Annotated in this window: 23 protein-coding genes; 20 read left to right on the plus strand and 3 right to left on the minus strand. The window is 46.2% G+C overall.

The genetic code is table 11. The features are described 5' to 3' along the window. The first annotated feature begins 58 nt into the window (after positions 1–58). Both NLX74_RS07590 and NLX74_RS07595 read left to right on the plus strand, forming a co-directional pair. Entirely contained in the window at positions 59–1,801 is a 1,743-nt protein-coding gene (locus NLX74_RS07590) for a family 10 glycosylhydrolase (RefSeq protein WP_254328378.1), read from the plus strand. 95 nt (positions 1,802–1,896) lie between these two features. Next, positions 1,897–2,886, plus strand: a complete 990-nt coding sequence (locus NLX74_RS07595) for a patatin-like phospholipase family protein (protein ID WP_039270925.1) — start codon at positions 1,897–1,899, stop codon at positions 2,884–2,886. Between the two features lie 119 nt (positions 2,887–3,005). Here NLX74_RS07595 and NLX74_RS07600 read toward each other — a convergent pair whose 3' ends face one another. The 3 genes from NLX74_RS07600 to NLX74_RS07610 all read right to left on the minus strand — a co-directional run bounded on the left by NLX74_RS07600 (position 3,006) and on the right by NLX74_RS07610 (position 5,503). Beyond that, entirely contained in the window at positions 3,006–3,326 is a 321-nt protein-coding gene (locus tag NLX74_RS07600; RefSeq protein ID WP_235309541.1) for a hypothetical protein, read from the minus strand. Positions 3,327–3,333: 7 nt separating this feature from the next. After that, positions 3,334–4,326 carry a DUF1385 domain-containing protein gene (locus tag NLX74_RS07605; RefSeq protein WP_235309542.1) on the minus strand — a complete coding sequence of 331 codons (993 nt, stop codon included), beginning with the start codon at positions 4,324–4,326 and terminating at the stop codon, positions 3,334–3,336. 175 nt (positions 4,327–4,501) lie between these two features. Beyond that, entirely contained in the window at positions 4,502–5,503 is a 1,002-nt protein-coding gene (locus NLX74_RS07610; protein ID WP_235309543.1) for an ABC transporter substrate-binding protein, read from the minus strand. A gap of 287 nt (positions 5,504–5,790) precedes the next feature. Here NLX74_RS07610 and NLX74_RS07615 point away from each other — a divergent pair, with 287 nt between their 5' ends. The 18 genes from NLX74_RS07615 to nusB all read left to right on the plus strand — a co-directional run bounded on the left by NLX74_RS07615 (position 5,791) and on the right by nusB (position 19,690). Then, positions 5,791–6,372, plus strand: a complete 582-nt coding sequence (locus NLX74_RS07615; RefSeq protein WP_235309544.1) for a YqhR family membrane protein — start codon at positions 5,791–5,793, stop codon at positions 6,370–6,372. Between the two features lie 81 nt (positions 6,373–6,453). Beyond that, a complete protein-coding gene (locus NLX74_RS07620; RefSeq protein ID WP_061829060.1) occupies positions 6,454–7,527 on the plus strand; it encodes a M24 family metallopeptidase in 1,074 nt (357 codons plus the stop codon). A 33-nt stretch (positions 7,528–7,560) separates the two neighbouring features. Beyond that, positions 7,561–8,118: an elongation factor P gene (gene efp, locus NLX74_RS07625; RefSeq protein WP_029517249.1), complete on the plus strand. Its 558-nt coding sequence runs from the start codon at positions 7,561–7,563 to the stop codon at positions 8,116–8,118. A gap of 196 nt (positions 8,119–8,314) precedes the next feature. Next, on the plus strand, positions 8,315–9,568 hold the full coding sequence (locus NLX74_RS07630) for an aspartate kinase (protein WP_028540593.1): 1,254 nt from the start codon (positions 8,315–8,317) through the stop codon (positions 9,566–9,568). A 411-nt stretch (positions 9,569–9,979) separates the two neighbouring features. Then, a complete protein-coding gene (gene spoIIIAA / locus NLX74_RS07635) occupies positions 9,980–10,975 on the plus strand; it encodes a stage III sporulation protein AA (protein ID WP_254328379.1) in 996 nt (331 codons plus the stop codon). After that, positions 10,968–11,486: a stage III sporulation protein SpoIIIAB gene (spoIIIAB, locus tag NLX74_RS07640; protein ID WP_029517252.1), complete on the plus strand. Its 519-nt coding sequence runs from the start codon at positions 10,968–10,970 to the stop codon at positions 11,484–11,486. Before spoIIIAA ends, spoIIIAB begins: the two co-directional genes overlap by 8 nt. Before the next feature lie 12 nt (positions 11,487–11,498). After that, the gene (gene spoIIIAC / locus NLX74_RS07645) at positions 11,499–11,702 is read left to right on the plus strand and encodes a stage III sporulation protein AC (protein ID WP_010345636.1); all 204 of its coding nucleotides are present in this window, start codon (positions 11,499–11,501) and stop codon (positions 11,700–11,702) included. A gap of 8 nt (positions 11,703–11,710) precedes the next feature. Continuing rightward, positions 11,711–12,100, plus strand: a complete 390-nt coding sequence (gene spoIIIAD, locus NLX74_RS07650) for a stage III sporulation protein AD (RefSeq protein ID WP_013310826.1) — start codon at positions 11,711–11,713, stop codon at positions 12,098–12,100. Between the two features lie 12 nt (positions 12,101–12,112). After that, on the plus strand, positions 12,113–13,303 hold the full coding sequence (spoIIIAE, locus tag NLX74_RS07655) for a stage III sporulation protein AE (RefSeq protein WP_039270939.1): 1,191 nt from the start codon (positions 12,113–12,115) through the stop codon (positions 13,301–13,303). A 53-nt stretch (positions 13,304–13,356) separates the two neighbouring features. Then, complete coding sequence (gene spoIIIAF / locus NLX74_RS07660) at positions 13,357–14,127, plus strand: stage III sporulation protein AF (RefSeq protein ID WP_235309547.1); 771 nt, start codon at positions 13,357–13,359, stop codon at positions 14,125–14,127. A gap of 16 nt (positions 14,128–14,143) precedes the next feature. Next, entirely contained in the window at positions 14,144–14,785 is a 642-nt protein-coding gene (gene spoIIIAG, locus NLX74_RS07665) for a stage III sporulation protein AG (protein ID WP_029517255.1), read from the plus strand. 62 nt (positions 14,786–14,847) lie between these two features. Beyond that, positions 14,848–15,672 carry a SpoIIIAH-like family protein gene (locus NLX74_RS07670; protein WP_254328380.1) on the plus strand — a complete coding sequence of 275 codons (825 nt, stop codon included), beginning with the start codon at positions 14,848–14,850 and terminating at the stop codon, positions 15,670–15,672. A 138-nt stretch (positions 15,673–15,810) separates the two neighbouring features. Then, complete coding sequence (accB, locus tag NLX74_RS07675; RefSeq protein WP_029517257.1) at positions 15,811–16,302, plus strand: acetyl-CoA carboxylase biotin carboxyl carrier protein; 492 nt, start codon at positions 15,811–15,813, stop codon at positions 16,300–16,302. A 58-nt stretch (positions 16,303–16,360) separates the two neighbouring features. Next, complete coding sequence (gene accC / locus NLX74_RS07680; RefSeq protein ID WP_165177316.1) at positions 16,361–17,704, plus strand: acetyl-CoA carboxylase biotin carboxylase subunit; 1,344 nt, start codon at positions 16,361–16,363, stop codon at positions 17,702–17,704. Between the two features lie 125 nt (positions 17,705–17,829). Beyond that, positions 17,830–18,243, plus strand: a complete 414-nt coding sequence (locus NLX74_RS07685; RefSeq protein ID WP_013310820.1) for an Asp23/Gls24 family envelope stress response protein — start codon at positions 17,830–17,832, stop codon at positions 18,241–18,243. A 73-nt stretch (positions 18,244–18,316) separates the two neighbouring features. Next, positions 18,317–18,856, plus strand: a complete 540-nt coding sequence (gene amaP / locus NLX74_RS07690; protein ID WP_013310819.1) for an alkaline shock response membrane anchor protein AmaP — start codon at positions 18,317–18,319, stop codon at positions 18,854–18,856. Positions 18,857–18,871: 15 nt separating this feature from the next. Further along, on the plus strand, positions 18,872–19,105 hold the full coding sequence (locus NLX74_RS07695) for a DUF2273 domain-containing protein (RefSeq protein WP_023989248.1): 234 nt from the start codon (positions 18,872–18,874) through the stop codon (positions 19,103–19,105). Positions 19,106–19,240: 135 nt separating this feature from the next. After that, on the plus strand, positions 19,241–19,690 hold the full coding sequence (nusB, locus tag NLX74_RS07700; RefSeq protein ID WP_039270947.1) for a transcription antitermination factor NusB: 450 nt from the start codon (positions 19,241–19,243) through the stop codon (positions 19,688–19,690).

Here is a 19,690-nt window from a genome sequence, read left to right on the forward strand (position 1 = left end):
ATATAGCAGGACAAGATAGGGGTTAAAATTAACAGGGTTAGCGGAGGATTGTAATAAAATGAATCGAAAGAAAATAGTGGCGTTGGCTGCAGGTCTACTCTTAGCAGTGCAGACTGCCATCGTTCCTGGTGTTCAAGCAGCTCCAACTGGTGATATTCAAATTATATTGGACGGACAGTCCCTGCAAAGTGACGCGTCACCGTATATTGTACAGGGATCCAATGTTACGATGGTTCCTTTGCGAGTGATTAGTGAGGGATTGGGCGCTCAGGTCAACTGGTCGGGATCGTCCGGTACGGTAACGATTACAGCACAGAACAAAAATATATCTATGGAGAACGGTGCACAAAGCGCTACGGTGAATGGCAAGTCAGTTCGACTGGATGCATCTGCCCGTATGACAAGCGGGAGAGTTATGGTGCCACTGCGTTTTGTTGGGGAAGAGTTGGGATTAAAAGTGGATTGGCAAGCTTCAGAGCGAGTCATTACGTTAAGCAGTGGTAAGGAAGGTGTCTCTACTGGCGGGAACACTTCTGCGGGAAGCAGCGGCTCCATATCAGATACGTCTGCATCTAGCAATCAGGACAGGGTAAGTACAGATCAGGGAGCTATCGATGATGAGCAGGCGGTTGTCACTTCACCGTCAACGTCTACTAGTGAGGAGGGTTCAAGTTCTTCGCAGGCAAATGTTGTTCAGGTAAAGGCTTCAACTTCCATGCGTGGAGCATGGATTTCTACCATTAATGGAGATTGGCCTTCTTCCGCTGCCCGAAGCAGCTCCGATAAGCAAAAGCAGGAGTTTACTAAAATGCTCGATGATTTGCAGGGGATGGGCATCAATGCGGTATTTGTTCAGGTTCGTGCCAGCGGTGATGCGCTCTATCCGTCGAGTCTCGTACCGTGGAGCAAGTATTTGACCAACACCCAAGGTAAAAATCCAGGCTATGATCCCTTGAAATTTATGATTAGCGAATCGCATAAGCGAGGGATGGAATTTCATGCTTGGTTTAATCCATTCCGTGCGAATTCTACAGGAACAACCAGCGGTTTGGCTGCAAACCATGTGGCTAATCAACACCCGGACTGGATTGTTAAGAATGGTAGCCAATTGTACATCAATCCAGGAATTCCGGCTGCACGTCAGCATGTCATTGCGGCGATTATGGAGGTCGTGAACGGATATGATATTGACGGCGTCCATTTGGACGATTATTTTTATCCTTACAGCGGGACTTTTGATGATGATGCAACCTTCAGAGCATATAATGCCAACAAAATCTCTAACAAGGGCGACTGGCGGAGAGATAATGTGAACAGTTTTGTCCGCGATTTGGGCAAAAGTATTCATGGCAGCAAGTCTAAAGTTCAATTTGGAATTAGTCCTTTTGGGGTATGGCGTAACAAATCTCAGGATTTAACGGGTTCAGACACGAAGGCAGGCGTTACAGCGTACGATACGACGTTTGCGGATGTAAGAACCTGGATTAACAAAGAATGGATTGATTATGTAGCTCCACAAATTTACTGGAGTATCGGTTTCCCGGCGGCGGGATATGACAAGCTTGTCGCATGGTGGTCCAATGAGGTCAAAAACACAGATGTTAAGCTGTATATCGGTCATTCTCCGTATAAGATCGGCACCCCTGAAAAGGGTTGGCAAACGGCTCAAGAGCTAATTAAGCAGCTTGAACTGAACGAAAATTATAAACAGGTCAGAGGTGATATTTACTTTAGTGCACAGCATTTGCGTAAAAATCCATACGGACTCATTCAGCTTCTTCAAAATTATTATCAAATGTGATATAAATTGGATCATATAGGTTCTATTTGGGCCTCCGTTCTCATACATAAGCAGTAGAACTGCTTACTCCCAAGAGAACGGAGGTTTTTTGATCTATGCTGATCAATGCTGTGTTCCAGGGTGGAGGGGTTAAGGGAATTTCGCTGGCGGGTGCAGTTAAGGCTGCGGAGGAGCATGGAATTGTATTCAATCGTTTGGCAGGTACATCATCAGGTTCTATTGTAGCTGCTTTATTGGCGGCGGGATACTCTGCGGATGAAATGAAAGCCGTAATTGAGAAAACCCCCTTGGTCAAGTTGTTACGACGTTCTCCAGTGTTCAATATTAAGTGGGTTGGACCAGCAGCTCGTATCTTTCTTAAAAAAGGGCTCTACTCAGGGGAGGCACTGGAGCACTGGGTACGTGAGCTGTTACGAGCTAAGGGAGTGCGTACGTTCGCGGATTTACCTCCTGGTAAATTGCGCATTATTGCATCAGATATTACGAATGGACGCATTCTAGTGCTTCCTGAGGATATCAAACGTTTTGGTATCAATCCCTCTTCACTGGAGGTAGCTAAAGCCATTCGGATGAGCACAAGCATCCCTTATTTTTTTGATCCTGTTATGTTAAGGCTTGATTCTGCACTTGCCAAGGGAAAGACTTTTTCTCAGCAATTTGTATTTGTAGTTGATGGGGCTTTACTAAGCAATTTGCCTTTGTGGCTTTTTGATGAGCCTGTAAATGAACGTGAGGCCAAAACGATTCCAACGGTAGGGTTTCAAATGGTGGGCAAAACGGGTACGGAGACCAAAGTTTCTTATATACGGGGTCCATTGACCATGCTGCAGGCTATTTTTGATACCATGCTATCAGCACACGATGAACGATATATTGAGCAGGAGAATCGGTATCGGACGATTAAAATTCCAACATTGGGTATCCGCACTGCACAATTTAATATTTCTACAGAGCAAAGTGATTTGTTGTATGCTTCCGGTGTGCAGGCAGGGGATGCTTTTTTCCACAAATGGAGCATCACTTCTTACCAGCAGCAGTATAGCAAGTATCAATTGATGAAGGATACCATGTACGCTATGAAATAAACACTAACTCGCAGTTAAAGTTAATTTAAAAGGGTGTAAAAAAGGAGCCTCTTCCCGGTCATATTTGAATACGCGGGTGATGGCTCCTTTGTGCTACATTTTAAAGGATGTGATTATCATTAATGATATTTAGGTTGTTCTTCTTCATTCTTTCCCTTAGAACCTTCAATCACATGAAAAGGATAAGCTTTGCGCTTGCCTGTAGTCTGCTGCTTACGTGCGTTGGTTGTTTTGGCCATGGTACGCACAGAGGGTTTAATTTTGGGAGTACGATTACGTTGTCCTGGCAGGTATTTGTATAGCAGAAATATAACTGCAAAAACAAGGACGGGAATTAGTAAACTCATGAGAAAGCCCCAGCTTCCTCTCCATAGCATATCCACAATCCCATATGCACCCAAAGCAAGGGTAAGCCAGAAAATAACGGCATGTCTGTTCATTATTCACTCATCCTTTCACAGGATCAAGGACCGGACTGTTGAAGGTCTCCTTTACAGGTACATTTTCCAACTCAGCATCCAATTCAAGCATACGCTTAAATGAGGCAATAGATACCTCCACTTGATCATCAGTCGGTTCTTTGGTGGTAAGTAGTTGCAACCACAGACCAGGGTAACCTAAATAACGAAGTAGCGGAATTTCACGAAGGGCATTGGTTAGCTTGAGGAATTCAAAAGAAAGCCCCAGTACGATCGGAAGTAGTAAAAGCCGTTGTCCCATACGTTCCCACAGACTATCGTAGGTAAATAAGGAATAGACAAGCACCCCGATGATCACAGTCAGCATAATAAAGCTACTACCACAGCGGTAATGTAGACGACTGTATTTCTGTACATTGGCCGGAGTTAGTTCTTCCCCAGCTTCGAATGCAGTAATTACTTTATGCTCTGCACCATGATATTGAAACAATCGTTTAATTAACGGAGTTTGGGAAATACCCCACAAATAAGCCAGTAACAGAATCAGCTTAATAGCTCCTTCTGCGAGGTTATGCAAAATTTGGCTGTGAAACAAGCTACCGAACAGGAAATTCTCTACAATAACCGGAACGAGAGTCAATACAATTTTGCCAAACAGGAATGACAAAATACCGACCGCCGCCACACCGATCATCATACTCAGACTCCAGCGAGATTCTTCTTTTTTCTTTTGCTCAGCGCGTTCTTCCGGATCTACTTCATCATCAGCATACGCATCGGCTGAATAGTTTAAATGCTTGGTACCTTTGGCGCTGGAGTCGATGATGCTTACAATCCCCCGCAATAAAGGAATTCTGCGGAATTTGGATACCCAGGATTGCTCCTTGCGTGGTACTTCCAAATATGTGATTTCGCCAGTCTTGCGGCGAACTGCCGTGACATTGACACGCTTGCCGCCGAACATGACACCTTCAATGACTGCCTGACCGCCGTAGCTCACAGGCTTGGATGCTTGTGACAACCGTCTCACCTCTCTTAATACATGCTTTTTTGTATATTGTATCGAATTTGGAAGGGAATATCTAGTTAGTTGAAACTGGTGTAACCACAGGCTTATAAAAAAAGCATTTATGGAGCGTCAGACTGCTCACATAAATGCTAATCATTATAAAACCGAATGAATATTTGGAAACAACTTATTTTGTAATCGCCCCGACTACCTGGTCAACCAGCCCTTTTGATGAGAGAGGACCGCCAAATGTCCATGTCGTACCGCTCAGTGAATAGGTACGTTTTTCTTTAACGAAATTCAGACCGTTCCAGACTGAATTATTTTTCATGGGTGCGCCGAAAACATTATCGTCCGGCTGCACAATATAGATAAAGTTGCTATCCTGAACGGCAGACAGAGCTTCAATGCCTACAGTTGAAAAGCCATACTGTTCAACTTTGCTCGGTTTCCAATCATTAATCATACCGATCTTCGCCAGTGTTGCCACGACGACTGAATTATCCGAAAACATACGGAGGCTGGCCGCATTTTGCGAAGTGAAAGCCTGTGTCAGTATATAATGATAATCCGACTTGCCAGCAGCGGCGAGCTTTTCTTTGGCTTCAGCATAATGCTGATCCAGTTCGGCAAGCACCTGCTTAGCTTTGTCTTCTTTTCCAAGAGCGACTGCGATGCTATTAAAAATTTCTACCATTTTATCATGATCGTAGCCGTTACCATCGTTTAGATTATATTCGATCGTTGGAGCGATGGCCTTGAGTTGATCATAGATAGCTTCATTCCCATCAACATTGGAAATGATTAGATCCGGCTTCAATGCAGCAATCGCCTCCAGGTTCGGCTCGTTACGCGTACCGACATCGACCACGCTGCTGTCCAGAGCCGCCTCCGGTGTCACATACACCTTGTAGTTGGCATTGTCAGCATTACCAACCGGCTGAACGCCCAATGCAATCAAATCCTCTGTAAATGTCCATTCCAGTACTACGACACGCTGTGCGGGCTTGTTGAGCGTGATCTCACCACGATTATGCTTTACCGTCACAGGACCGGTCGCTGTGTCAGTCGGTTTGCTACCCGACGTGGGTGCCTGATCTTTATCCGATGCTTTGTCGGCTGCTCCGCAACCTGCCAAAGTGAGCGTAAAAACCATTAATAATAAAATGCCAATGAGTCCCTTTTTCATAGAAGCATTCTCCCGTATATATGTTTTTTAGAAAATGATAATGATTATCATCTTCATCATTATATTATGTATAGAGGATTGAAATTTTGTCAATGCAAAAAACGGGTCCGAACGCTTGACTGGTAAGCTGCTATTATTCTGCATTCCGGTTCATTGTTAAACGATCCTCCTTTTGAGCATACTACCTAGCAAAATGGGAATGCAGAATCCGATGGAAGTACATGCATCTTCATTGCAATAGTCTTTACCATGAAAAAAGTTTGCATCTTGAAAGGGGATTAAACAACATGAGTGAAACCTACTCTATACCCAAGATAGGCCATGAACAGGAGCAGTCTCGCGAATCTCAGGATCAACGTAATCATAACGACAGTGGTGGAGGCAGGCAGCAGTCAGGCAAAATACATACGCCTCTCATTCCTTTTGCACTTGAGTTGGGTTTTTTTGCGGGTGTGCTCTGGGGATTGCTGCGCTGGCTGTTTTATAAGTTGCACTTTACGGTAGTAGCGCCTGGCTTTCTCGCAGAGCCATTTTTCAAGCATTCGTTTATGAACACCATGGCGGGGCACCTGGTAGGGCTACTGTTTTTTATTGCATTATCCGTCGTAGCTTCACTGGTGTACACTCTGTTGCTACGCAGATTTAAGGGTCCTTTACCCGGAATTGTATATGGCCTGATTTGGTGGGTTGTTTTATTTGTATTAACAGGTCCTAAGCTAGGGATGATGAATGCTCCTAATCGGTTAACATGGAACTCCTTATATACGGAAATTTGTGTGTTTATGCTGTGGGGACTATTTATCGGATATACTGTTGCTGTCGAGTATACGGATGAAAGAAAGCGCGAGCCTGAGAAAGCTGAGGGCTGAACGTAACAAAAACTTCTCAAGCGCCTATTCCCTGTGTTAAAATAGCATTTGGTTATTTGACAGAGGGGAGCGGAATGAAAGATGAAGAATGACCGGGTGTTAAAGCTGCGGCAGGCGCTGGGCGAGCATAATCTGCGGGCTATGCTAATTACTAGCCCTGTCAATCGTCGATATTTGACAGGCTTCACAGGTTCGGCGGGTTATGTGCTGATTACGGAATCCCATAGCTATTTGCTGACTGACTTTCGCTATATGACGCAAGCGACCGAACAAGCCGAAGGCTTCACGGTGGTGCAGCACGCTGCACAGGTCATGGAAACGGTGAAAGAATTGCTGTCTTCCCATCAGATCAGCGAAACAGGCTTCGAGCAAGATGCTGTAACTGTTGCGACGCATAAAGCTTATAGCGAAGATTTGTCACCTATTTCACTGGTTCCGGTGTCGGGCATTGTGGAGAAGTTAAGAGTGTACAAAGATGCAGAAGAGCTGGAAGTGATGCAGCGGGCAGCGGATTTGGCAGATGCTACATTTGCACACATTTTACCTTACATCAAGCCAGGTGTCAGCGAGCGTGAGCTGGATCTGGAAATGGAATTCTTCATGCGCAAGCAGGGAGCTACATCCTCTTCATTTGACACAATTGTGGCTTCCGGGGTTCGTTCGGCATTGCCCCATGGCGTAGCCAGTGCTAAGTTAGTACAAGCAGGCGAGCTGATTACGTTTGATTTTGGTGCGTTGCTGGATGGCTATTGCTCTGATTTGACACGTACAGTGGCTACACAAGGGGATTTGGCGCCCCAGTTGCGCGAAATCTACGATATTGTACTTAAGGCGCAGCTTCACGCACTCGAACATATTAAGCCGGGCATGACAGGCCGTGAAGCGGATGCACTGACCCGGGATATTATTGCGAGCCATGGCTATGGAGACAATTTCGGGCACAGTACAGGTCATGGTCTGGGTCTTGAAGTACATGAATCTACACGTCTGTCGAAGGCGAGTGACGATATTCTGGAGCCGGGTATGGTGGTAACGGTCGAGCCAGGTATCTATGTCCCTGGATTGGGCGGTGTACGGATCGAGGATGATATCGTTATTACAGATAGCGGCATCAAAGTATTAACACATTCGAGCAAAGAATTTACAGTCGTTTAATAACGATAACAGTCCTGTAGGAGGGGTATTTTAGTGATTAACGTTAATGATTTTAAAACAGGTTTGACCGTCGAGGTAGACGGAGATATTTTTACGGTGCTGGATTTCCAACACGTAAAACCGGGTAAAGGTGCAGCATTCGTACGCTCCAAGTTGAAAAACTTGCGTAACGGTAACACCGTTGAACGTACATTCCGTGCGGGTGAAACGATCGGTCGGGCACAAATCGAAAATCGTGGTGTATCTTATCTGTACGCTAGTGCAGACGACCATACATTCATGGATAATGAAACATATGATCAATTCACATTGTCCAGCGATCAACTGAAATGGGAGCTTAACTTCCTGAAAGAAAACATGAATGTAAATATCGTCAGCTATAACGGCGAAATTCTGGGTATTAACCTGCCTACAAGCGTGGAACTGAAAGTAATCGAAACAGAGCCAGGCATTAAAGGTAATACGGCTACAGGTGCTACCAAAAATGCCAAACTGGAAACGGGTTTGAATGTTCAAGTTCCTTTGTTCATTAACCAAGATGACGTATTGTTGATTGATACACGTGATGGCAAATACATGTCTCGCGCATAAAATTTGCAACTTTTAGATTTCCTCTGTCCTTGTTAAGGACAGGGGATATTTTTATAAGCACTAATATTAAAAAACATTGGCTCCACACAGCACTTTCGTATTATACTGAACTAAAGTTATGCCGCAGGATGTCACGTTCAGTCGTTTGGTGCCATCTCAAGGTTACATACTGTTGAGTCTGAGGGAGTGAATATCGTTGTCTTTGTATGTCATGAAATTCGGAGGCAGTTCCGTCGGTGACACGGAGCGCATGAAGCGCGTGGCAAAACGCGTTGTTGAGAAACAGAGTGAAGGGCATCAATGTGTAGTGGTTGTTTCCGCAATGGGAGACACGACAGACGAACTGATTGACCAGGCCAAATTGTTGAATGAGCAGTTGCCTGCACGTGAGTTGGATATGTTGATGACGACAGGTGAGCAAATTTCAATCGCCTTATTGTCGATGGCTATTCAGCAGTTGGGTCATGAAGCGGTATCGTTTACGGGATGGCAGGCTGGTTTCCGTACTGAATCTGACTTTGGTCGAGCACGGATTACGGACATTCAACCTCAGCGTGTGCTGGATGCACTGAGCAGCAACAAGATCGTTGTTGTAGCTGGTTTCCAAGGGATGTCTGCAGAGGGAGACATTACGACGCTGGGACGTGGTGGCTCTGATACGACGGCCGTTGCGCTGGCGGCGGCGATTCAAGCGGATGCCTGCGAAATTTACACGGATGTGGACGGTATATATTCAACAGATCCACGGATCGTGAAAGTTGCTCGTAAGCTAAAAGAAATTTCTTATGATGAAATGCTGGAATTAGCCAATCTGGGTGCAGCTGTATTGCATCCTCGAGCGGTAGAATATGCCAAACATAACCGGGTACCGCTGATTGTGCGATCCAGTTTTAACCATAATGAAGGAACGGTCGTAAAGGAGGATGCAGTAATGGAACAGGGCGTTGTAGTCAGTGGGATTGCATATGATAAAAATGTAGCAAGAATCAGTATTTTGGGCGTCGCCGATATCCCCGGTGTACTGGCGAAAGTATTCGGAACACTGGCGGCAGCTAAAATTGATGTAGACATTATTGTACAGAGCGGGGTCGAAGCTGGTAAAGCAGATTTCTCCTTTACAGTAGCTCTGACGGATCGTGAAGCAGCACTGAAGACGCTGGAAGGTATTCGTGGAGAGCTTCCGTACCGTGAAGTAACGTCTGAGGAAAACCTGGTGAAGGTATCCATTGTAGGTGCAGGAATGGTTAGCCATCCAGGTGTTGCTGCGCAAATGTTTGCCGTACTGGCAGAGCAAGGCGTTAGCATTAAAATGGTAAGCACATCTGAAATCAAAGTATCGTGTGTAATTGAAGCGGGTAAGCTTCATGAGGTTATTCAGGCGTTGCATACAGCTTATAACCTGGACACCGAGGAGCAAGCGTTTGTGGGTGGACCGCAAGACCGTCGTTAATAACTGCAACGTGATCTAGACATGAATATGTCTAATGTGAACGATGCTATGAGAGGTAAAGGTTGATACATTATAAATCCTCTATTTATAGTTTGATAAATCATAGAATACAGCAGTAGGTTAAGAGGTTGTTCCATCAGTGAGAGTTAAACTGAGGGGCAGCCTCTTTTTTGCTGAATCTATCTTTTCTACCCAAGGGTATCCCTTAGCCGACAAGGCTTTGAGAGGCCCTTTTTTATTTGTGCGAATTAGAGAATGGTGCTTTAACAAGCGGGGGAAAGGTCTGTTGAGCGTTGATAGGAGTTAGCAAAAGTTTGCCTAGGTTTTCAATATATTTTCGGCATAAAAAGCGAGAGTCAACCATAGACTTGTCTTAAAGAAAAAGGACAACTGTGAGGGGGCGGCATCGGTATGGAATGGCTGGAGTTATTTCCCGAACCGTTGCACGGTATACTCGGAAGGCTTCCGGAAACGGTATTTAAGCAACTGGAAGAAATACGGGTCAGGGAAGGAAGGCCGTTGGAAATTAATGCAAATGGTGATCATCATTTTGTAACGTCTGCGGGTCGGCTGACTTTGAACCATGTGGAAGCTTATAAGCCTGACCGTGAGGATGCCCACCGACTGCTGGATTTTATCAGCAATCATTCCCTGTATACCATGGAAGAGGAGCTTCGTAAAGGGTTTATTACGATCCCTGGCGGTCATCGTATTGGCTTGGCAGGGAGAACCGTGCTCAACCGAGGACGAGTGGAACATTTGAGGGATATAAGCAGCTTTAATGTAAGAATTGCTCGTGCAATTCCCGGCATAGCTGATCGGATATTGCCTTATGTAGCAGATCGAATGTCCGGGAAAATCCGGCACACCCTCATTTTGTCCCCTCCTCAGCATGGCAAAACGACACTGCTTAGGGACTTGGCTCGGCAACTCAGTTACGGAGGGATGGAAAGCAATGGGGGGCGACGGAATGGACTCAAGGTAGGCATTATAGACGAACGCTCTGAGATCGCTGGCAGTCACAAAGGTATCCCCGGTTTTGATGTCGGACCTCGCACCGATGTATTGGACGGATGTCCGAAAGCAGAAGGCATGATGATGATGATCCGCTCGATGTCACCGGATGTCCTCATTGTTGATGAAATCGGACGACCGGAAGATGCGGAGGCGGTGCGCGAAGCGCTTCATGCAGGCATTGCAGTCATTGCTTCCGCACATGGTCGCGATGTGGCTGAAATGGCGACCCGGCCTGCTTTTGCTGGATTAACTACAGGGCAAGAGCTGTTTCAACTCTACGTCATGCTGGAGCGGACGAGCCGGGGCGTCTCATTCCGGTTGGCAGATGCCAAACAACGCAGGATTACACTGCCTGGAGAAGGGCAAAATGGGGGCATCTTCTATGCTTAAGTTGCTTGGTGCCGCCTTGGTTATACTGGCCGCTACGCTGGCAGGCTGGCAGCGGGCAAGGCAGTTTGCGATGAGGCCGCGGCAAATCAGGGAGTTGATTCTTGCGCTGCAAAGACTGACCACCGAGGTTTCCTACGGGGTGTCTCCGCTACCAGATGCTTTCGCCAAGACAGGAGAGCCCTTGCGAGAGCCGCTGCGCACTCTGTTTCAGCAAGCCTCACGCTGGATGCACCCCTCTTTTGGCCTGACTGCCAGAGAAAGCTTGCATAAAGCCATTGAAGACTCGTGGAGCCGTTCCTCTATGAAGCAAGCCGAGAAGGAAGCGATGCGGCAGCTTGCTTACAGTCTTGGAACCAGCGACCGTGAAGACCAGATCAAGCACATTGCGCTGACCATCCAGCAGTTATCCCATGAGGAAGCGCAGGCGCAGGCAGATCAGGTGAGGTACGAGCGTATGAGCAGGAGCCTGGGACTGCTGATCGGAGCATTGATCGTCATTTTGATCTATTAGCGGGGTGCTCGAATGAATTTAGAAGTGAACGCGATTTTCCAGATTGCCGGAATTGGCATTATTATCGCTATGATTCATACCGTATTAAAGCAAATGGGCAAAGAAGACATGGCCCACTGGGTAACGGTCATCGGTTTCGTCGTGGTCCTGTTCATGGTGGTGCGAATGCTGGATAACCTTCTGCAAGAGATCAAATCTATCTTTCTTTTTCAGTAGGTGGACACATGGAAATCATTCAGGTTGTGGGCTTCGCCCTCATTGCCACAGTCCTCATTTTAGTCATTAAGGAACAGAAGCCGATGTTTGCCTTTTTGATTGCAACAGCTGCGGGAATCGTCATTTTTTTGCTGCTGATTGGCAAGATCGGATCTGTGGTTGCTGTACTGGAGCGACTGGCTCGGTCTTCAGGCATGGATATGATCTATTTTAAAACCGTATTGAAAATAATCGGTATCGCTTATATTGCTGAATTTGGAGCGCAAATCGTTCGGGATGCAGGACAAGACGGGATTGCTTCCAAAATTGAGCTTACCGGAAAGGTACTCATTATGGTGCTTGCAATCCCGATTATCAGCATTATTATTGATACCATTCTGAAGCTGATGCCCGCCTGAGGGGGTGATGCCATGAAAAGGCTAGGGGGCATGCCGAATCTCAAAGTAATTGCGATGTTGTTGCTATGTCTTTGGTGTGCCTCAGCTGCGGTCCTCTTTGCAGATACACCGACTAACGAATGGATCAGACAGCAGGCGGAGCAAATGCCCAAAGATGAAGTAGAACATTATTGGGACGGGCTCATGCAGGAATACGGCGGATTTTTCCCGGATCAGAAAACGCCTTCCTTCATGGACATGCTGCTTCCAGGCGGTGAAGGGTTCAGCATAAAGGGTGTATTGAGCGCTATAGCTGATTTTTTCATCCATGAAATCCGAGTAAATGCCAAATTGCTCGTCACCATCGTCATGCTCAGCATTATGAGTATGGTGCTGGAAACGCTGCAAAGCGCTTTTGAAAGCAAACAGGTCAGCAAAGTGGCCTACGCTATCGTATACATGGTCATTATCATTCTGGCGATTAATAGCTTTAGTGTAGCGATTGGTTATGCCAAAGAAGCGATTGATAGCATGATTCACTTCATGATGGCAATGTTGCCCTTGTTGTTTACCATGTTAGCCTCGATGGGGAACGTCGTAACAGTTTCGGTGACCCACCCGCTGATTGTATTTATGATCAACACAGTCGGAACAGTCATTCATACGCTGGTTTTCCCGCTACTGTTCTTCTCGGCTGTGCTGTACTTGGTCAACTCGCTGACGGGCAAATACAAACTGACCCAGCTAGCCGATCTGATGCGGAACGCTGGAGTAGCAGTGCTGGGAGTGCTGCTGACCATATTTCTGGGAGTCATTTCGGTACAAGGCTTGACTTCGTCAGTTACTGACGGATTAACGATCCGCACAGCCAAATATATTACGGGTAGCTTTGTTCCGGTGGTCGGCAAGGCGTTGGCAGATGCGACAGATACAGTCATTTCGGCTTCGCTGCTCGTTAAAAATGCCATTGGTCTGGTAGGAGTCATTATTATATTGTTCCTGTGTGCCTTTCCCGCCCTCAAGATTCTGACACTGGCTCTCATTTATAAAGTGACAGCAGCGATCATGCAGCCTTTGGGTGATACGCCTATCGTGGAATGTCTGGATGCAATCGGCAAGAGCATGATTTATGTTTTCGCGGCGCTGGCGGCAGTGGGATTAATGTCTTTCCTTGCGATTACAGTCATGCTCGCAGCAGGCAATATGACGGTCATGATGAGGTGAACCAATGCATGTAAACCAATGCATGTAAACCAACAAGGGGGGAGGAGAGTGAAGTGACCTGGCTGGGAGGCTGGCTTAAGGAACTGGTGCTAATCGTGTTGCTGGCTTCTTTTGTCGATATGATCTTACCGAGCCGATCTATGGAAAGGTATGTCAAACTCGTTCTCAGCCTGCTTATTTTGCTGACGTTGCTGTCTCCGGTCGTGCGCTTACTGAGTAGCAGCCCCTCCGAGGTTCTAGGGCGAGCATTGGATCTTCAACGTCAGGCTGAGACAGGCAAGAGGGAACCGACATTGGAGGAGATTTTAGCAAAAGGCAGCCAGTTGAAGCAACAGCAAGAACAAAGCTCCATGCAATGGGCCGGCAAAGAGGTAGCTAAGGAAATGAAAGGACAGTTGGAACAATATACTGGGTTAGCAATTCAGTCGGTCCAGGTTACCCTTGCAAAGATTCAACAGAAGGAATCGGAGCTGGAGGCAGGAACGGGTGTCCAGTCGGTAGTGGTCAAATTGGCAGAGCAGCAGCCAGAAAAAGAAAAGAACAACACAGACGTCTCGCCTGGTGCAGATGCCAAGCCGATAATGGTGGAGCCTGTAGCCGAAAAGACAGTGAATATTCGTGTGGAACCGACACATACAAAAAATTCAGAACTTAATGAAGGAACGCGAGAAGAAGATCGTAATCCTGATAAAACTGCTGAGGACGGAAAGCCAACGGATACGAAAGCTTTTGGTTTAATTACAGGACTTCTACGTGAAAAATGGGGAATAGACAGCAAAAATGTTCAGGTGGTTTCTTCGCAGGATGGAACACATGAATGGTAACAGGAGGTGAGCAGAAATGAGCAAATGGCTGAAAAAGCTGGAGCAATGGCTGGGTGGAGGGGCGGATGGGGCGAAAAGATTCAACTCATTTCGTTGGCTGCTTATACTTGGCCTTATCGGTGTAGCGATTATGCTTTTTAATTCATTCGTTAATGTGAAAAAGGTTGATCCAGAAAACGTAGGCCGTGAGCCGCCTGGGGTGATGAAAAATGAGCCTACGTTAGAGACAACAACAGGTGAAGAAAGTTCCTTTGCCGGGATCGAGAAGGTTTTTGAGGACAATATGAAACAGATGCTGGAGCAGATTGTTGGCGTAGGAACCGTCGATGTCATGGTTACGGTAGATTCCACCGAAGAAGTTATCGTTCAACGCAATGTAAAGGACATGCAGGAAGAGAACAACGAGACGGACGCCAATGGCGGACAACGACACACTACTCAATATACACGTGATGGCGAGATTGTCACCTATGAGTCATCAGGTGGCCAGCACACCCCGATTGTGACAAAAAAAGTAAAACCGCAGGTGAGGGGAGTGCTTGTTGTGGCTATGGGGGCAGAAAACCCTACAGTGAAGCAGCTAATTGTCGATGCTGTACAGAAGGGACTAAATGTACCTTCCTACAAAATTTCAGTCGTACCGCGCAAACAGGGATAATTTGGAATTCAAGAACAAAGAAGTTTATATTTTAAACCATTAATGAATATGGAGGACGGAACATGAATAATAAAAGACAAACCGTTTGGCTGGTGTCCATGCTGAGTTTAATGGTCGTGCTGTCTGCGTATTATTTGTTTACGGAGGACTCAAGCCCTGCCAATCCACCAGTAGCCGATAGTGAGCAAGTGAGCAAGGTTAAGCAGGATGCCGCACAGGAAGCAACGACGAAGGCAGAGGAACAACTGAACGAACTGAAGGTAAATGAAGTAGTGACGAATGGAGAAGTAACTGATGGAGCATCAGCAACTTCCACAAAATCGGATACGGCTTCCACAACTGACCCAGCAACAGAAAACTCAAAAGGCGATAAAGATACGGCAGCCCCCCCTACTACTGAACCAGCGACATCCGATCAAAACACAACTGCAACTAGGACGGACGCGACAGCACAAAGTGACGACAAAGCAGCCTCTACAGCCAAAACCGACCAGCAGGTACTGGATCAAGTGGCAACCGATCAAGCTGCCCAACCTACAGCAGCAGCTGTGATTGACAACTATTTGCTGGAACGGGACGTGGAAAATCAGAAGAAAAATGATGAACTGACTACCGCAATGAATGACAGCACACCAAAGAAAGCTGCGGAGGCTCAAAAGGAATTACATGTACTTGAAGATAAGCAGGCTAAAATTACTGGAATTGAAGAAGAGCTTCAGCAGCAGTTCGCCAATGCGGTCGTCCGTGAGGAAGATGCTGATAAATACAAAGTAGTGGTTCTGAGTGAAAAATTGGATGCTAAGCAAGCGGTAACAATTGTTGATAAAGTCATGAAGGAACTGAACGTAACGCAGGATAAGATCAGTGTCCAGTATGTTACACAATAAGACAAAAAACGCGAAAAAGCCCGGATTTCTGCATTATTCCGGGCTCTTTCTATTTTTAATGATTGTGATATAATACATAAAGCTGTTTCAACAATGTAATCAGCAACCGGCAAAATGCTGAAGGAGTGATTAATAGAGATGTTTAAATTAAGCGAGATTAAGGAATTGATCAAGCTGGTGGATGAAACGTCTGTGCATGAGCTTGAAATTGAAAATGAAGGAACTCGCCTGTTGATCCGGAAACCTGGCAAAAGCGAGATCGTTACGGTACAGGCTCCTGTGGCAACACCTGCTTATGCAGTGGCACCACAAGCTGTTATTCCAAATCCACAAGTACAGTCCGATGTTGGATCTACAACTGCTGGGGAACCTAGGGAATATGCAAGCAATCTACATAAAATCGTATCTCCGATGGTAGGCACTTTCTATAGTTCTTCATCCCCGGATACGGCTCCGTATGTGAGTATTGGCAGCAAAGTGGGCGAAAAAACAACGGTATGTATCATTGAAGCGATGAAGCTGATGAATGAGCTGGAAGCTGAAGTGAAGGGCGAAATTGTGGAAATTTTGGCCGAAAACGGACAGTTGGTCGAGTATGGCCAGCCATTGTTCCTTGTGAAACCGGAGTAAAGCTTGTTTGAACCCTCTTTTGAGGGTTTGGCAAGACTGCTCCCAGGGAGGTAAAGTCATGACATTTCAAAAAGTATTGATTGCAAATCGTGGAGAAATTGCGGTTCGTATCATTCGCGCTTGCCGCGAGATGAATATTTCGACAGTTGCCGTATATTCGGAAGCTGACAAGGATTCGTTACATGTGCGTCTCGCAGATGAGGCTTACTGTATCGGACCGACGCTATCTAAGGACAGCTACCTTAATTTTACGAACCTGATGAGCGTTGCTACATTGACTGAATGTGATGCCATTCATCCAGGTTACGGATTTTTGGCGGAAAATGCAGACTTCGCTGAAATTTGCGAATCGTGTAATATTACGTTTATTGGTCCTTCTCCTGAAGCCATTAACAAAATGGGAGATAAGGCCGTAGCCAAGCAGACCATGAAGGATGCCGGAGTTCCGGTTATTCCGGGTTCAGACGGGCTGGTTGAGGATTTGCAGGATGCGATCAGCATCGCACGTGATATCGGATATCCGGTAATTATCAAGGCCACAGCAGGTGGCGGAGGTAAAGGTATTCGTATCGCCGAAGATGAGGATAACCTTATTCAGCAAATCACTACCGCTCAGCAGGAGGCGCAAAAAGCATTTGGCAACGCGGGTGTGTACCTAGAAAAATATTTGACTGGTATGAAACATGTGGAAATACAGATCATAGCGGACAAGCATGGTAATGTTGCCCATTTAGGCGAACGGGACTGCTCTGTTCAGCGTCGTCGTCAGAAGTTGTTGGAGGAAGCACCATGTCCTGTACTATCGCAGGATGTCCGTGAAGAAATGGGTCAGGCAGCTGTTCGTGCAGCTTTGGCCGTTCAATACTCTGGTGCAGGTACTCTCGAATTTTTGCTCGGCCCGGACAATAATTTCTATTTCATGGAAATGAATACACGTATTCAGGTAGAACATCCCGTAACAGAAATGATTACCGGTGTAGACCTGATTAAGGAAATGATTTCTGTCGCTGAAGGACATCCGCTTTCCTTTACGCAGGAAGAAGTCACCATCAATGGTTGGGCGATAGAATGCCGTATTAACGCTGAGGACCCGGATCGCAATTTTATGCCTGCACCGGGTAAAATCGGATTTTATCTGCCTCCAGGCGGTCCTGGAGTACGGGTAGACAGCGCAGCATATCCAGGTTATAGCATTCCTCCTTATTATGACTCTATGATCGCCAAGCTGATTGTGTGGGCACCTACACGGCAAGATGCAATTGCCAAAATGAAGCGGGCTTTGTCTGAGTTTGCTATTGAGGGCATACCCACAACGATTTCTTTTCATCAGCGCTTGCTAGAGCATCCGACCTTTATTAGAGGCGATTTTGATATTAAATTTTTGGAGGAAAACGAAGTTTAATCGGTATATTTCCTCAGTTTGTCATAATGAACGCCAAATGATATAGTATGGATAATAAGTGAGCATGTCTGCTTTGAAATCCAAAGCTGGAATGAAACTTATTTTGACCGAAAGGTGTTGAAGGTATGAGCACAGTGCCAACCGAATTCGAACGTACAGAAATTGGGGAGATTCAAATTGCCCCAGAAGTTATTGAAGTCATTGCCGGACTGGCTACCGTTGAGGTACCAGGCGTAGCGGGAATGAGTGGCGGATTTGCTGGTGGGTTTGCCGAACTGCTAGGCCGCAAAAATTTATCTAAAGGTGTAAAAGTGGAAGTCGGACAGCGTGAAGCTGCTGTAGACGTCTCCGTCATTATTGAGTACGGTAACCGTCTGCCTGAGGTGGCTGCTGCTATTCAGCATAATGTTAAGCGTTCGATTGAGAACATGACAGGTCTTAACGTTGTTGAAGTGAATGTGCAAATTCATGATGTTCAATTCAAAAATGCCGAAAAAGTAGAAGAGCCGGAAGTGCTGGGCGCCGGACGGGTTAAATAGAGCGATACTTTGTACAAACCCCCGACCCTTATGGGTCGAGGGTTTACTCTAATTTAAGGAGGCTGTGCGTTTCGTGGCTAAAGTTATGGACAGACTTCTGCTGTTCTTGTACAGCTTAAGTATCGGAATTATTTCCATTCTCGCCATCCTCCTCCTGAGCGGGGCCATTCCGTATGTTTTAAGTATTGAGGATGAGCGAGTGGTGTGGTTTACCAGCCTGATTATTGCAGGGGTTCTGTTGTTATTGAGTCTTCGTTTTTTTTATATCTCTATTCGACGGAACCAAACCGTACAGCATTCTATTGATCAACGAACGGAATATGGTGACATTCAGATTTCAGTGGACACCATTGAAAATCTGTGCCTCAAAGCAGCTTCCCGATTTCGCGGGATGCAGGATTTGAAAGCACGCGTTCGCGTGTTGGAATCGGGACTTGATATTACGATTCGGGCGGTTGTAGACGGGGAAAGCTCCATTCCGGTGTTAACCTCCGAGGTACAAAAGGGGGTACACGATCATGTGGAAGAAATTACAGGAATTCCTGTGTCCAATGTGTCGGTGTACATCGCTAATGTTTCTCAGTCACCCAGCTTTAAGAGTCGTGTGGAATAGAGGTGATTTTCCCTGATGCCCTGGAAAGAAATATGGGGAAGTTACAAGGGCCGGATCATGGGGATCACGGCTGGTATTTTTTTCGGTTTTATTTATTTGTGGGCAGGCTTTTGGAATATGTTGTTCTTTGCATTGATGGTGTTCATCGGATATACGCTAGGAAGACGTAGCGATTCAGCGCTTGGTTCATTTCTCCCTTGGAAGGAATGGGGCGATTGGTTGTCGCAGCGTTGGCGTCCTTTTAAATGAACCCTGTGATACGTGTTCTCCAAAATAGAGCTGTAGCTTCTTTGCGCCCAACGTTTTGGAGGATGCGTTCACAGGTTTTTTTGTGGAAATTGGTTAGAATGAAAAATAGATATAGGCAAGCGTAGGAGGCAGGGCATGAAAAGACGTCTGGCGAGGGAATTAGCAGTACAGAGTATGTACCATATGGAAATGAATGAAGTGGATGCGGCAGCAGCCGTGGACATGTTGCTTCAGGAAGCCGCTGAGGAAAACGAAGCGGAAGTTGTCGTTAAAGACGCGGCAGTGTTAAGAGCGTATGTTTTAGAGCATGTGCGGGGTACGTGGGAGCACAAGGAAGCCATTGATGGGCTGTTGGTGGATTATCTTAAAGGCTGGCAGATCAGCAGACTTTCACGTGTAGATCGTCAAATTTTGAGACTTGCGGCATATGAGATGATTTTCCGTGAGGATGTTCCAGCCAAGGTAGCTGTTAATGAAGCGATTGAGTTGTCGAAGCACTTTGGTACCGAGGAATCCGGTAAATTTGTTAATGGTGTACTGGGACGAGTGATTCAAGAACTGGAGCAATTGAAAGCACGTTTTTAA

The organism is Paenibacillus sp. MZ03-122A, from assembly GCF_024213325.1.
Classification (GTDB): domain Bacteria; phylum Bacillota; class Bacilli; order Paenibacillales; family Paenibacillaceae; genus Paenibacillus; species Paenibacillus polymyxa_B.